Annotated in this window: 15 protein-coding genes; 12 read left to right on the forward strand and 3 right to left on the reverse strand. The window is 64.9% G+C overall.

The genetic code is table 11. The features are described from left to right. Nucleotides 1–130: 130 nt before the first annotated feature. From trmB to IE101_RS08155, 12 genes are all read left to right on the forward strand, one after another. Nucleotides 131–841, forward strand: a complete 711-nt coding sequence (trmB, locus tag IE101_RS08100) for a tRNA (guanine(46)-N(7))-methyltransferase TrmB (protein WP_189633318.1) — start codon at nucleotides 131–133, stop codon at nucleotides 839–841. 78 nt (nucleotides 842–919) lie between these two features. Beyond that, complete coding sequence (locus IE101_RS08105) at nucleotides 920–1,969, forward strand: amidohydrolase family protein (RefSeq protein WP_189633319.1); 1,050 nt, start codon at nucleotides 920–922, stop codon at nucleotides 1,967–1,969. A 103-nt stretch (nucleotides 1,970–2,072) separates the two neighbouring features. Next, complete coding sequence (gene aroA, locus IE101_RS08110; RefSeq protein WP_189633320.1) at nucleotides 2,073–3,419, forward strand: 3-phosphoshikimate 1-carboxyvinyltransferase; 1,347 nt, start codon at nucleotides 2,073–2,075, stop codon at nucleotides 3,417–3,419. A 64-nt stretch (nucleotides 3,420–3,483) separates the two neighbouring features. After that, nucleotides 3,484–4,074, forward strand: a complete 591-nt coding sequence (locus IE101_RS08115) for a (d)CMP kinase (protein WP_189633321.1) — start codon at nucleotides 3,484–3,486, stop codon at nucleotides 4,072–4,074. Between the two features lie 177 nt (nucleotides 4,075–4,251). After that, nucleotides 4,252–5,937, forward strand: a complete 1,686-nt coding sequence (gene rpsA / locus IE101_RS08120) for a 30S ribosomal protein S1 (protein WP_189633322.1) — start codon at nucleotides 4,252–4,254, stop codon at nucleotides 5,935–5,937. 200 nt (nucleotides 5,938–6,137) lie between these two features. Then, nucleotides 6,138–6,422, forward strand: coding sequence for an integration host factor subunit beta (gene ihfB, locus IE101_RS08125; protein ID WP_189633323.1), 285 nt, complete (start codon nucleotides 6,138–6,140; stop codon nucleotides 6,420–6,422). Between the two features lie 28 nt (nucleotides 6,423–6,450). Next, nucleotides 6,451–6,804 carry a lipopolysaccharide assembly protein LapA domain-containing protein gene (locus IE101_RS08130; protein WP_308429866.1) on the forward strand — a complete coding sequence of 118 codons (354 nt, stop codon included), beginning with the start codon at nucleotides 6,451–6,453 and terminating at the stop codon, nucleotides 6,802–6,804. Between the two features lies 1 nt (nucleotide 6,805). After that, nucleotides 6,806–7,471 carry a phosphoribosylanthranilate isomerase gene (locus tag IE101_RS08135; protein ID WP_189633324.1) on the forward strand — a complete coding sequence of 222 codons (666 nt, stop codon included), beginning with the start codon at nucleotides 6,806–6,808 and terminating at the stop codon, nucleotides 7,469–7,471. A gap of 220 nt (nucleotides 7,472–7,691) precedes the next feature. Continuing rightward, on the forward strand, nucleotides 7,692–8,924 hold the full coding sequence (gene trpB / locus IE101_RS08140) for a tryptophan synthase subunit beta (protein WP_189633325.1): 1,233 nt from the start codon (nucleotides 7,692–7,694) through the stop codon (nucleotides 8,922–8,924). Between the two features lie 215 nt (nucleotides 8,925–9,139). Then, entirely contained in the window at nucleotides 9,140–9,727 is a 588-nt protein-coding gene (locus IE101_RS08145) for a hypothetical protein (RefSeq protein WP_189633326.1), read from the forward strand. A gap of 122 nt (nucleotides 9,728–9,849) precedes the next feature. Then, nucleotides 9,850–10,233: a hypothetical protein gene (locus IE101_RS08150; protein ID WP_189633327.1), complete on the forward strand. Its 384-nt coding sequence runs from the start codon at nucleotides 9,850–9,852 to the stop codon at nucleotides 10,231–10,233. After that, nucleotides 10,230–10,814 carry a helix-turn-helix transcriptional regulator gene (locus IE101_RS08155; RefSeq protein WP_229804060.1) on the forward strand — a complete coding sequence of 195 codons (585 nt, stop codon included), beginning with the start codon at nucleotides 10,230–10,232 and terminating at the stop codon, nucleotides 10,812–10,814. Before IE101_RS08150 ends, IE101_RS08155 begins: the two co-directional genes overlap by 4 nt. On the opposite strand, the gene IE101_RS08160 is transcribed toward IE101_RS08155, so the two are convergent. Genes IE101_RS08160 through pth form a run of 3 tightly spaced genes read right to left on the reverse strand, consistent with a single transcriptional unit; the run spans nucleotide 10,802 to nucleotide 13,083 of the window. Further along, nucleotides 10,802–11,191, reverse strand: a complete 390-nt coding sequence (locus tag IE101_RS08160; protein ID WP_189633328.1) for a DUF2237 family protein — start codon at nucleotides 11,189–11,191, stop codon at nucleotides 10,802–10,804. The two genes, IE101_RS08155 and IE101_RS08160, sit on opposite strands and share 13 nt — an antisense overlap. Then, nucleotides 11,184–12,347, reverse strand: coding sequence for a serine hydrolase domain-containing protein (locus IE101_RS08165; protein WP_189633382.1), 1,164 nt, complete (start codon nucleotides 12,345–12,347; stop codon nucleotides 11,184–11,186). The genes IE101_RS08160 and IE101_RS08165 overlap by 8 nt, the downstream gene beginning before the upstream one ends. A 13-nt stretch (nucleotides 12,348–12,360) precedes the next feature. Further along, the gene (gene pth, locus IE101_RS08170; RefSeq protein ID WP_189633329.1) at nucleotides 12,361–13,083 is read right to left on the reverse strand and encodes an aminoacyl-tRNA hydrolase; all 723 of its coding nucleotides are present in this window, start codon (nucleotides 13,081–13,083) and stop codon (nucleotides 12,361–12,363) included. Nucleotides 13,084–13,219: the final 136 nt, after the last annotated feature.

Genomic DNA, 13,219 nt, shown 5'->3' on the forward strand with positions numbered 1-13,219 from the left:
GGGTGTGAAACCCCCGGCGCGGGCCGCCCGCGCCACGCCCGCTTGACGCGCTGCTTCCGCCCCGCTAGGCCCTGCGCCCCAAAGCACGATGCCTCAGCCACCGCAGATCCTGCCCGCGACGGAGCGCCCGATGACCGACCACCCGCAAGATCAGACCCCCGCGCGCCGCAACTTCTATGGCCGGGTCCATGGCAAGACGCTGCGCGCCAGCCAGAAGCAATACCTGGCCGAGGATCTGGGCCGTGTGCGCCTGCCGGGCGTCACGGTCGAGGATAATCCCGAACGTCGGCCGCTCGATATCGCCACCCTGACCGGGGGGCGGCCGCTCTGGCTCGAAGTGGGCTTTGGCGGCGGCGAACATCTGGTCCATATGGCCGTCCGCAATCCTGATGTCTTTCTCATCGGCTGTGAACCCTTCGTGAATGGCGTGGCCATGCTGCTGGGCAAGATCCGCGAGGCGGGGGCAGAAAACCTGACGATCCACCCCGGCGATGTGCGCGATCTCTTCGATGTGCTGCCCGATGCCTGCCTGTCCAAGACCTTCCTCAACTACCCCGATCCCTGGCCCAAGGCGCGGCACCACCGCCGCCGCTTCGTTACGCCGGGCTATCTTGACCTGCTGGCCCGCGTGATGAAGCCGGGCGCCGAGTTCCGGGTTGCGACCGATATTCCCGATTACGTCCGCCAGACGCTGGAGGAGGTCCCGCCTGCGGGCTTTACGCTGGTGTCGCAGACCGGGCAGGGCGCGGCCTGGGAAGATTGGCTTTCCACCCGCTATGAACAAAAGGCGCTGCGCGAAGGGCGCGATCCGCATTACCTCACCTTTCGTCGCAACGGCTGAGGGCAGGCAACGCGCGCCGCGGTAAGGCGCGGTTTGCCACCCCCGCGCAATCTGCAGGTTCCGCAACCGGAGCCTGCCATGCGTATCACCAATTGCCACACGCATCTTTTCACCCATCGTCATGTGCCGCGGTTCTATCCGCATCCGCTGATCTGGCCCTTCAAACGGGCGCCGGGGCTGGTGCGGGGGCTGGCGGCGCTGGCGCGGCTGCTGGGGCATGAGGGGGCGGCCCAATCTTTGCGGCGTCTGCACCGCTTTCAATGTGAGGCCGCCTCTGGCACGCAGGCGGAAATCTTTGCCCGGCTGCTGGCGCAATATCCGCGCGGCACGCGCTTCGTGGTGCTGCCCATGCAGATGGCGGGGATCGGGGCCGGGGCTGTGCCCGCGCCGCTGCCCGCCCAGCATGACGAACTCGCCGAACTGGCCGCCGCCCACCCCGGCCTGATCCTGCCCTTTGCCACCTGCGACCCGCGCCTGCCCGGTGCCGCGGCCGAGGTGCGCCGCTGTATCGAGGATCTGGGGTTTCGGGGGCTCAAGCTTTACCCCCGTCTTGGCTATGCGCCCGACCATCCCGTCCTGATGCGCGAGGTCTATCCGCTGCTGGCCGAACGCGGTCTGGCGGTGGTCAGCCATTGTTCGCGCGGGGGTGTCACCGGGCCGCTGCCCCGGGCCGAGGCGGACCGCCTGTCCCATCCCCGCGCCTTTGCCCCGGTGCTGCGCGCCTTTCCGGCGCTGCAGGTCAATCTTGCCCATTTTGGCGGGCAGTCCGATTGGGAACGCTATGTCGCCCAAGGGATCGACCCTTTTGATCCCGCGGGCCTGCGGGACAATTTCCTTCTCGCCCTGCGCGAGATGATCGAAAGCGGCGAATTTCCCAATCTCTGGACCGATGTGTCCTATACGCTTTTCCAATCCGAGGCGTTCCTGCCCTTCCTGCGCCTGTTCCTGAAACATCCGCGGGTGCGGGCGCGCACGCTCTTCGGGTCGGATTTCTACATGACCCGGCAAGAGGATCTGTCGGAACGCGCCATGGCGGTGCGGCTGCGGATGGGGCTGGGGTCGGCGCTCTTTCGCCAGATCGCGGAAACCAATCCGGCGATCTGGCTGGGGGAAGCCCCGCCCGGCTGACCCGCGCCGCGCCGATTTTTCCGCGAAAAATCGGGGGCGGGCGCTGGACCGGGGGCTGCGCTTGCGCTAACGCGGAACCACAACTCTGCGAGGGGAGAGACGAATGTCCGGCCATGGCGAAGCGCAACCGATGACTGCCCGCAAGTCGGGCCCGCTGCGGGGCACCGCCGCCGTGCCGGGGGACAAGTCGATTTCCCATCGCGCGCTGATCTTCGGGGCGATGGCCGTGGGCGAAACCCGCATTTCCGGCTTGCTGGAAGGGCAGGACGTGCTGGATACCGCCAAGGCCATGCGCGCCTTCGGGGCCGAGGTCACGCAGCATGGGCCGGGTAGCTGGACGGTGCAGGGCGTGGGCGTGGGCGGCTTTCGCGAACCCGCCGATGTGATCGATTGCGGCAATTCCGGCACGGGCGTGCGGCTGATCATGGGCTGCATGGCCACCACCGACATGACGGCGACCTTCACGGGCGACGCCTCGCTGCGCAAACGCCCGATGGGGCGGGTGACCGATCCGCTCGCGCTGTTCGGCGCGCGGGCCTATGGCCGTCAGGGCGGGCGTCTGCCCATGACCATCGTGGGCGCGGCCAATCCGGTCCCGGTGCGCTACACGCTGCCGGTCGCCTCGGCGCAGGTGAAATCGGCGGTGCTGCTGGCCGGTCTGAACGCGCCGGGCGAAACCGTCGTCATCGAAAAGGAAGCGACGCGCGACCATTCCGAACGGATGCTGCTGGGCTTTGGCGCGCAGCTTCACGTCGAAAAGACCGCCGAGGGCAGCGTCATCACCCTGACCGGGCGGCCGGAATTGCGCCCGCAGACCGTGGCCGTGCCGCGGGATCCGTCCTCGGCCGCTTTCCCGGTCTGTGCGGCGCTGATCGTCGAGGGATCGGACATCCTTGTCCCCGGGGTCAGCCAGAACCTGACGCGCAATGGCCTTTACATCACCCTGTCTGAAATGGGCGCCGAGATCGAATTCCAGAACCCCCGCGAAGAGGGCGGCGAGCCGGTCGCCGACCTGCGCGTCCGCTTCAGCGGCAATATGAAGGGCATCGAGGTTCCGCCGGAACGCGCGCCCTCGATGATCGATGAATATCCGATCCTGTCGGTTGTCGCGGCGTTTTCGTCGGGCACCACCGTCATGCGCGGCGTGAAGGAGCTGCGCGTGAAGGAAAGCGACCGGATCGATGCCATGGCCCGCGGGCTTGAGGCCTGCGGCGTGAAGATCGAAGAAGATGAGGATACCCTGATCGTCCACGGCATGGGTCCCGGCGGCATGCCCGGCGGCGCCACCGCCAAGACGCATCTTGATCACCGCATCGCCATGAGCTTCCTTGTCGCCGGCATGGCCGCGCAAAAGCCGGTTTCGGTTGATGACGCCTCGCCCATCGTGACTTCTTTCCCGATTTTCGAGGGGCTGATGACGGGTCTGGGCGCCACTCTCGACCGCGGCTGACGCAACGGCGCGAACATTCGGCGGCGCCCCGCCGTTATGGGGCAAAAGAGACGGAGGCGAGACGATGATCTTCACGGTGGCGATTGACGGGCCGGCAGCGGCAGGGAAGGGCACGATCAGCCGCGCCGTGGCCGAGGCATTCGGCTTTGCCCACTTGGACACCGGGGCGCTTTACCGCGCCGTGGGCGCCAAGGGCGGTGACCCCGTGCAGGCGGCGCAAACCCTGTCGCCTGAGGATCTCGCCCGCGATGATCTGCGCACGCTTGAGGCCGGTCAGGCCGCAAGCCGCGTCGCGGCCCTGCCGGATGTGCGCGCGGCCCTGGTGGATTTCCAACGCCGCTTTGCCCGGCGTGAGGGCGGCGCCGTGCTGGACGGGCGCGACATCGGCACCGTGATCTGCCCCGATGCCGAGGTGAAGCTTTTCGTCACCGCCAGCGCCGAAGTGCGTGCCAAGCGTCGCTGGGCGGAACTGGGCGGCGATTATGACCAGGTCCTGCGCGAGGTGATCGAGCGCGACATGCGCGATGCGGGCCGCGCCTCGGCCCCCATGCGTGCCGCCGATGAGGCTGTGGTGATCGACACCTCCGATCTGTCGATCGCCGAGGCCATCGCCGCCGCCTGTGCCGAGGTGCGCCGCGCCCTGCCGCAGGGCTGATGCCCGGCCGGATGCCGCTTTTGCTTGCCCGCAAGGGGCAAAGCCGCTAGAAGCCCCCCATCCCGCGCAGACTCGACCGTCCGGATTCCCGGCACGGTCGGCTGTTTTTCGGGGCCACCAAAGACCGGCGGAGCCAACCGCATGGCCAGAAAACCATGACAAAGGAACTAACTGCATATGTGCGCTAAAGCATCCATGGATGAATTCGAAGCCCTTCTGAAAGAGAGCTTTGAGATTGACACCCCCGAAGAGGGTACGGTTGTCAAAGGCCGCGTCATCGCTATCGAAGCGGGCCAGGCCATCATCGACGTCGGCTACAAGATGGAAGGCCGCGTTGACCTGAAAGAATTCGCAAACCCCGGTGAAGCGCCCTCGATCAACGTCGGCGACGAAGTCGAGGTCTATCTGGACCGCGTCGAAAACGCCCGTGGCGAAGCTGTCATCTCGCGTGACAAGGCCCGCCGCGAAGAAGCGTGGGACCGTCTGGAAAAAGCCTACGCCAACGAGACCCGCGTCGAAGGCGCGATCTTCGGCCGCGTCAAGGGTGGCTTCACGGTCGATCTGGGCGGCGCTGTTGCGTTCCTGCCGGGCTCGCAAGTGGATGTGCGCCCCGTGCGCGATGCTGGCCCGCTGATGGGCATCAAGCAGCCGTTCCAGATCCTGAAGATGGACCGTCGTCGCGGCAACATCGTTGTCTCGCGTCGTGCGATCCTCGAAGAATCGCGTGCCGAACAGCGCGCCGAAGTCATCTCGAACCTGTCCGAAGGGCAGACCGTGGATGGCGTGGTCAAGAACATCACCGAATACGGTGCCTTCGTTGACCTGGGCGGCGTTGACGGCCTGCTGCACGTCACCGACATGGCATGGCGCCGTGTGAACCACCCGTCCGAGATCCTGTCGATCGGCGAGACCGTCAAGGTCCAGGTCATCAAGATCAACAAGGAAACCCACCGCATCAGCCTCGGCATGAAGCAGCTGCAGTCGGATCCGTGGGATGCGGTCGAGCGCGCCTATCCGCTGGGTTCGGTCCACAAGGGCCGCGTGACCAACATCACCGACTACGGCGCCTTCGTGGAGCTGGAAGCCGGCGTCGAAGGTCTGGTCCACGTTTCGGAAATGTCCTGGACCAAGAAGAACGTGCACCCCGGCAAGATCGTTTCGACCTCGCAAGAAGTCGACGTCATGGTTCTGGAAATCGACAGCGCCAAGCGCCGCGTGTCGCTCGGTCTCAAGCAGACCCAGCGCAATCCGTGGGAAGTCTTCGCTGAGAACCACCCGGTTGGCTCGGCCATCGAAGGCGAAGTCAAGAACATCACCGAATTCGGTCTGTTCATCGGTCTGGAAAACGACATCGACGGCATGGTTCACCTGTCCGACCTGTCGTGGGACCAGCGCGGCGAAGAAGCCATCCAGAACTACCGCAAGGGCGACGTGGTCAAGGCCGCCGTCACCGAAGTGGACATCGAGAAAGAGCGTATCTCGCTCTCGATCAAGGCTCTGGGCGACGACACCTTCTCCGATGCCGTTGACGGCGTGAAGCGTGGCTCGGTCATCACCGTGTCCGTGACCGCGATCGAAGATGGCGGCGTGGAAGTCGAATACAACGGCATGAAGTCCTTCATCCGTCGTTCGGACCTCGCCCGTGACCGTGCCGACCAGCGCCCCGAGCGCTTCCAGGTTGGCGACAAGGTCGATGTGCGCGTGACCAACGTCGACGCCAAGACCCGCCGTCTGGGCCTGTCGATCAAGGCCCGCGAGATTGCCGAAGAGAAAGAAGCCGTCGAACAGTATGGCTCGTCCGATTCGGGCGCTTCGCTGGGCGATATCCTGGGCGCCGCGCTCAAGGGTTCGGATCGTAACTGATCTGAACGGCTGATTGTGGTCGCAGGCCCCGCCATCCGGCGGGGCCTGTGCCTTTTGTGGCGGTTTTTTGCCGCCCCGAATGGCCAAGTTACCGCGATTTCACGGCTTTTCCTTTTGAGCCTTGGAAATTCTTGCTTATAGTCCCCTAAGAACAAGAACGTGGGCGTTGCCACTCTGCCCCGGGGGAGGGGACTTTTCGGATGATCCGTTCGGAACTGATCCAGAAAATCGCGGACGAAAACCCGCATCTCACGCAACGCCATGTCGAGCGGATCGTGAACACCGTGTTCGAGGAAATCATCGAGGCCTTGGCCAAGGGCGACCGGGTCGAGCTTCGCGGCTTCGGGGCCTTCTCGGTCAAGGCGCGGGATGCCCGCGTTGGCCGCAACCCCCGTACCGGCGAGGCGGTCGAAGTCGAGGACAAGAAAGTCCCGTTCTTCAAGACCGGCAAGCTGCTGCGTGACCGGTTGAACGGCAAGGCCTGAGACGGAAGAAAAGGGGGCCGCAGGTCCGATGCTGCGCTATCTGCGTTACCTCATCCTTTTGGCCATCGCCTTCGCGCTTCTGGTGCTGGCCATGGCTAATCGCGCACCTGTGTTGGTGCAGCTTTTGCCCGATGACATCGCGGTGTTGACGGGCTGGCAATGGCAGAGGGAACTGCCGCTCTTTGCGGTGATCTTCGGCGGTGTGGCGCTGGGTCTGCTGGTGGGATTCGTGTGGGAATGGCTGCGCGAACATCGCCACCGCTCTGAAGCCGCCTCCAAAACCGCCGAAGCGCGCCGCCTGCAACGCGAACTGGCCCAGATGCAGGATGCCAAGGGCGTGGTGCAGGATGACGTTCTGGCCCTGCTGCAGAAGAAGCCCTGAGATGACCGATATCCGAGTGAAAATCTGCGGTCTGCGGACCGAAGCCGATGTCGCGGCGGTTGCGGCCGCTGGCGCCCATTATGCAGGCTTCGTCTTCTTCCCCAAAAGCCCGCGCCATGTGACGATCGCCGAGGCCCGCACCCTCGCCCTCGCCGCCCCGGTGGGGCTTGCCAAGGTGGCGCTGACCGTGGATGCCGATGATGCGCTGCTGGATGCCATCACCGAATCCGTGCCGCTGGACATGATGCAGCTTCACGGCTACGAAAGCCCCGACCGCGTGGCCGAAGTGCGCGCCCGCTACGGCTTGCCGGTAATGAAGGCGGTGGGCGTGGCCGATGAAGGCGATCTCGCCGCGATCTTCGATTATGCAACCGTCGCCGACCAGCTGCTGATCGATGCGAAACCCCCCCGTAATGCCGACCTGCCCGGCGGCAACGGCCTGTCCTTCGACTGGCGCCTCGTCGCCCAACGCCGCTGGCTGCGCCCCTGGATGCTCGCGGGTGGCCTGACACCGGACAACGTGGCCGAGGCCATCCGCCTGACCAATGCCCGCCAGGTCGATGTCTCCTCCGGCGTCGAATCTGCCCCTGGCCAGAAAGACCCGGCCCGTATCGCGGCCTTCACCCGCGCCGCACAACGCCCCTCCGGCTTCCGGATGCCCGGCTGACCCCTCACACAGAGGGGGCTGTCTGCCCCCTCTTGGGCCTGCGGCCCAATTCACCCCCGAGGATATTTTCAGACAGAAAATAGCAGGATGGGGGATATCATTTTCTGTCCTGCAAATATCCTCGGGGGGAATCGTGCAGAGCACGATGGGGGGCAGACAGCCCCCCTTTTCCCCGCGCGGCAAGAAGGCTACACCAAGGCAGCAAAGACAGGGGGATGCAATGGCCGAGGACGGGATCAACAGCTTCATGACGGGACCGGACGAACAGGGCCGGTTCGGCATTTTCGGAGGGCGCTTCGTATCCGAGACCCTCATGCCGCTTATCCTCGATCTCGAGGCGCAGTATGAGCATGCCAAGACCGACCCGACCTTCTGGGCCGAGATGGATGATCTGTGGAAGCATTATGTCGGCCGTCCGTCGCCGCTCTATTTTGCGCCGCGGCTGACCGAGGAGCTGGGCGGGGCAAAGATCTATCTCAAGCGGGATGAGCTGAACCATACGGGCGCTCACAAGATCAACAACGTGCTGGGGCAGATCATTCTGGCGCGGCGCATGGGCAAGACGCGCATCATCGCAGAAACCGGGGCGGGCCAGCATGGTGTGGCGACGGCGACAGTCTGTGCCAAGTTCGGGCTGAAATGCGTGGTCTACATGGGCGCGCATGATGTGGAGCGGCAGGCGCCGAACGTCTTCCGCATGCGGCTTTTGGGCGCTGAGGTGGTGCCGGTGACCAGCGGGCGCGGCACGCTCAAGGATGCGATGAACGATGCGCTGCGCGACTGGGTGACTAATGTGCGCGACACCTTCTATTGCATCGGCACCGTGGCGGGGCCGCATCCCTATCCGGCGATGGTGCGGGATTTTCAGTCGATCATCGGCAAGGAAGTGCGCTGGCAGTTGGCCGAGCAGGAAGGTGAGGGGCGTTTGCCCGACACCGTCGTGGCCGCAATCGGGGGGGGGTCAAACGCCATGGGCCTGTTCTATCCCTTCCTCGACGATCCCTCGGTGAACATCATCGGGGTTGAGGCTGGTGGCAAAGGTGTTGACGACCGGATGCAGCATTGCGCCAGCCTGACCGGCGGGCGCCCGGGGGTGCTGCACGGGAACCGCACCTATCTGCTGCAGGATGAGGACGGGCAGATCCTTGAGGGCTTCTCGATTTCCGCCGGGCTCGACTATCCCGGGATCGGGCCGGAACATGCCTGGCTGCATGACATTGGCCGCGCGCAATATGTGAGCATCACCGACGCCGAGGCGCTGGAGGCCTTCCAGCTGTGCTGCAAGCTGGAGGGGATCATCCCGGCGCTGGAGCCGAGCCATGCGCTGGCCCATGTGATCAAGATCGCGCCGACGCTGCCCAAGGACCATATCATCGTGATGAACATGTGTGGTCGCGGCGACAAGGACATCTTCACTGTGGCCAAGCACCTCAACTTCGACATGAAGATCTGATCTTTCGATCAGCGGACCATCCGGCCGGCGTGAAAAACGGCCCTAAACTCTTGTTTATGCCCCGGAAGCCGTCTTCCGGGGCATTGTTTTAAACGATCGCCACATGGACAGCGCCTGTCTTCGGGTGCTGACTTCGGCCTGCCGAGCGGGGGTTCCACCGGGACCCGAATCTCGGAGCAGATGAGTGAGCAGGTCATGCGTGACAGGAGCAAATAATGAAAATCGTGAATACGCGGAGTCTTTGGGTGGGGGTGGCGCTTTCGGCGCTTGTGGTCGGGCAGGCCGGGGCCTGGACGCATGTGGTTCCGACAGGGCAGGGAAGCGCCGCAGACGTGGTGCGGATTTCGGCCGAAGACGAGGCACAGGTCGATCTGACCGGCGGTGTCGAGGTTGATCCGGCGGAGCCGGAGGTGGTGATTGACGAGGTTCTGGTCGATCCCGCACCGGTGGATGATATTCCGGTCGATGAGGTCCTTGTGGACCCGGTGCCCGAGGATGACGATGGTGTGATGTGGATCGGCGGCTCGCCCGATTTCTGCGAAGCCTGCACCAGCACCGGCGTTGAGCCCGGGACCGAAGACGAGCCTGTGATGGCAGATGTGGTCGAGGGTGAAGGCATCGAGGTCGTGGTCGATGACCCGGTGATGATGGAAGATGGTGGCGCGTCGCCGGAAGAGATTCGGGATGTGATTTCGACGACCGGCATGCCGACCTCGGCCCCCGTCGCCGACGCGCAGCGCAGCACCAACGGGTCGTCCGGCCAGTGCGGTGGCGATCCGCGCAATATGTATTGCCCGGATTGACCGTGGTGTGCCCCGCTTGACCCGGTTCGGCGGGGCATGAGACGATGACGACAGGGCGCCATCCCCCGAAGCGGGGTGGCACCACCTGATCCCGATATGGGCCTGAAGGTCGGAGTGATGTGATGAGGACGTTTCTGCTTGCGGTGCTGCTGATCGCATCCGGTGCTTCTGTTTCGGCCGAGGATCTTGATGCTGCGCTGACGCGGCAACTCAAGGCGCAGGGCTATGGGGGGATCGAGGTTTCCTACACCCTGCTTGGCCGTTTGCGGATCGACGCCCACAAGGGCAGCACCCGGCGTGAGATCGTTCTGAACCCGGCGACAGGCGAAATCCTGCGGGATTATGTGACCCATGTGCCGCGCTATGCCTCGGACGGGCGGGAAAGCGAAGGCGACAGCGTGGCGTCAACCCCTGCCGCTGTGGGGGCGGTGGCAAATGGCGCGGCGCCCGAACTGATCGACCTTGGGGCGGCGGTCGAGGATGTGCGTCAGGATTCCGCCGAATGAGGTTGGCCTTCCGGGGAATGGCGGGGCGCATCCGACGTAGCCGCGGGGCCATCAGCATCGGTTTGCTGCTGACGGTGCAGCTGGTCTGCGCCGCCGTTTTCATCAGCGATATCCTGTCTTCGCTGATCGGGTTCCGGTCGATCCCGATCGCTTGGGAACTGCGCGAGGTGCTGGAGATTTGCGCGGCCTTCGGGCTGCTTCTTGGGCTGGGCCTTGGCGCCTTTGCGCTGTGGCGGGTGCTGCAGGAGCGCAATGACGCGCAAGAGCGTCTGCGCCGCGCCGCGGGCGCCTTTTCGGAACTGCTGGCGGAACGCTTTGCCGAATGGGGCCTGACCCCTGCCGAGCGGGATGTCGCGCTCTTTGCGATCAAGGGCCTGTCCACGGCTGAGATTGCCGCCTTGCGCGAAACCTCGGAGGGGACGGTGAAGGCGCAGACCAATGCGATCTATCGCAAGGCCGGTGTCAGCGGACGACCGCAGCTTCTGAGCCTGTTCATCGAGGAACTCATGCGCGACGATAGCCGCTTGCGCCCGGAAGGTGTGCCAAGCAAGGCCGAACGCAAGCTGGGTCAGGTGGCCTGAGGCGCATCATCCGCGTATTGGCGCAGGATCGACAGGGGCACCACGTCCAGCGTGCGGATATGGGTGGCGGCAAGGCGGATGCGGGGGGCCGCGCCCTCTTCATGCGCCTGCAGGAAGCGCGCGGCGCAGAGGCACCAGCTGTCCCCGGCCTTCAGCCCTGCAAAGCCGAATTCCGGACGGGGCGTTGACAGGTCATTGCCCAGATATTTCGACATCGCGAGGAATTCCTCGGTCATCACCGCGCAGACGGTGTGCCGCCCGACATCGGCGGGGCCGGTATCGCAACATCCGTTGCGCCAGAACCCGGTCATCGGCCGGGTCGAGCAGCTGTCAAGCGGCCCGCCCAAGACGTTCACGGATGCGTCCTTCTCAGCCATCCTGGGCCTCCAATGCGGCGGTAAGGGTGCGGAACATGCGGATATTCTGCGCCTCGACCCCCGGTTCGGTAAAGCCCCGGTCGGCAGAATTTACTGCAATCGTCACGCCTGCGCGGCGATTGACATAAAGGAACTGCCCGTAAACCCCTTGGGCCAGAAATTCGCCGGATTCGGCATTCTGCGGGATCCACCATTGATAGCCATAGCCCATCTTCCCGGGGGGCGTGTTGGCCTGCGGGCGGGTGGATTGGTCCACCCAATCGGCCGGCACGATCTGGCGGGTGCCGATGCGGCCATGCAGGCGGAACAGCTCTCCCAGCCGGGCATAATCGCGGGTTATCATGTTCAGCCCACCCAGCACGAAGGGTTCGCCCAGACCGTCGGTCAGGTAATAGGGTTCGCTTTCCAGACCCAGCGGCTGGACGATCCGTTCCGACATCAGGTCAACGATGCCGCGCCCGGTGGCCCCCCGGATCACCATGCCAAGGATATGGGTGTCGATGGACACATAGGTCCAGGTCGTGCCGGGGGCGGTGCTGCGGGCGGTCAGCCCGGCGGCAAAGTCATCCATTGATCCGCCAAGGGCCAGAACCCTGCCCATGCGGTTGATATCGCTTGAAAACTTGAGGTAATCCTCATCAAAGGCCACGCCCGAGGTCATATTGGCAACCTGCCGCACCGTGGCGCCTTCATAGGCCGATCCGCGCAGGGCAGGGACATAGGTTTCGACCGGCTGGTCCAGATCCAGTTGCCCATCGGCAATCAGGGTGCCCATCAGCGCGGACAGAAAGCTTTTCGCCACCGACCAGCTGATGCGCCGGTCCATCGGGCCCGTGCCAAGGCCATAGCTTTCGTGGCGGATTTCCCCGTTCCGAAGCACCACCAGCGCCCCGACGCTGCGCTGGCCGATCCAGTCCTGTGCCTCTGGCGGCAGGGTGAGGGGCTTTCCTGCGGGCAGGGGAAGCGCCGGCCCCTTGCCGCGCGGCACAGGGACCGAAAGGAAGGCCGCGTCCATATGGCTGAAGTTCTGCACGATGCGGTCCTGATCGAACAGCGTCAGCACGGCATGCAGCCGCAAGATATCCTCGCGCTTCCACAGCCCCAGCGCGAGGAGCAGGATCAGCACAACTCCGAGAGCTTTGAGCAGGCGGCGCATGGTCATCCTTCCGTCAGCGGAACTTGTCGGCGAGCTTTTGCAGCGCGCTGCGCGGGTCGGCGGGGGCATCGGCTTCGGGCTTGGCCGGGGCGGGTTTCGCCATGGGCTTTGCTTCGGGCGCCTTTGGGGCGGCCCCTTCCGGCCGCGCCGTCCCCGTCGAGGGGCGCGGGGGCGCGGTACGCAACGCCACGGCATTCAGAAAGCGCGCCGAATCGTCCGCCGCAAGATCGCCCGCCCCGTCCGAGATGCCGCGCAGCAGATCCTCCAGCCAGTCCTGATCGGCCTTGCCGAAATCATGCAGCACATAGGCCGCCACGGCATCCTTGTGGCCGGGGTGGCCGATGCCCAGACGCAGGCGGTGGTAAGCCTCGCCGATATGGGCGTGGATCGACCGCAGCCCGTTATGGCCCGCATGGCCGCCGCCTGTCTTGACCCGGATCTTGCCGGGGGCAAGGTCAAGCTCATCATGAAAAACGGTCACATCGGCGGGGGTCAGCTTGTGAAAGCGCAGCGCCTCGCCCACCGATTGCCCCGAGAGGTTCATGAAGGTTTCGGGCTTCAGCAGGATCACCTTTTCCGATCCGAAGCGGCCTTCCGACACCAGCCCCTGAAACCCCTTGCGCCAGGGGCCAAAGCCGTGGTCGGCAGCGATGCGGTCCAGCGCCATGAAGCCGATGTTGTGGCGGTTGCCGGCGTATTTTGGACCGGGGTTGCCCAGACCCACCCATAGTTTCATGCGGCACCTCTCTCGCGTCTTGACCTTGGTCCCTTCTGCCGCGATTTTGACCGCGATGCCAGACAGCACGCAAGCCTCCCGCGGACCATCCAGCCATCATCTCCCGGTTGACGGGGCGTCACACCCGGGACACTCT

It is taken from the genome of Gemmobacter lanyuensis (genome assembly GCF_014652355.1).
Classification (GTDB): domain Bacteria; phylum Pseudomonadota; class Alphaproteobacteria; order Rhodobacterales; family Rhodobacteraceae; genus Gemmobacter; species Gemmobacter lanyuensis.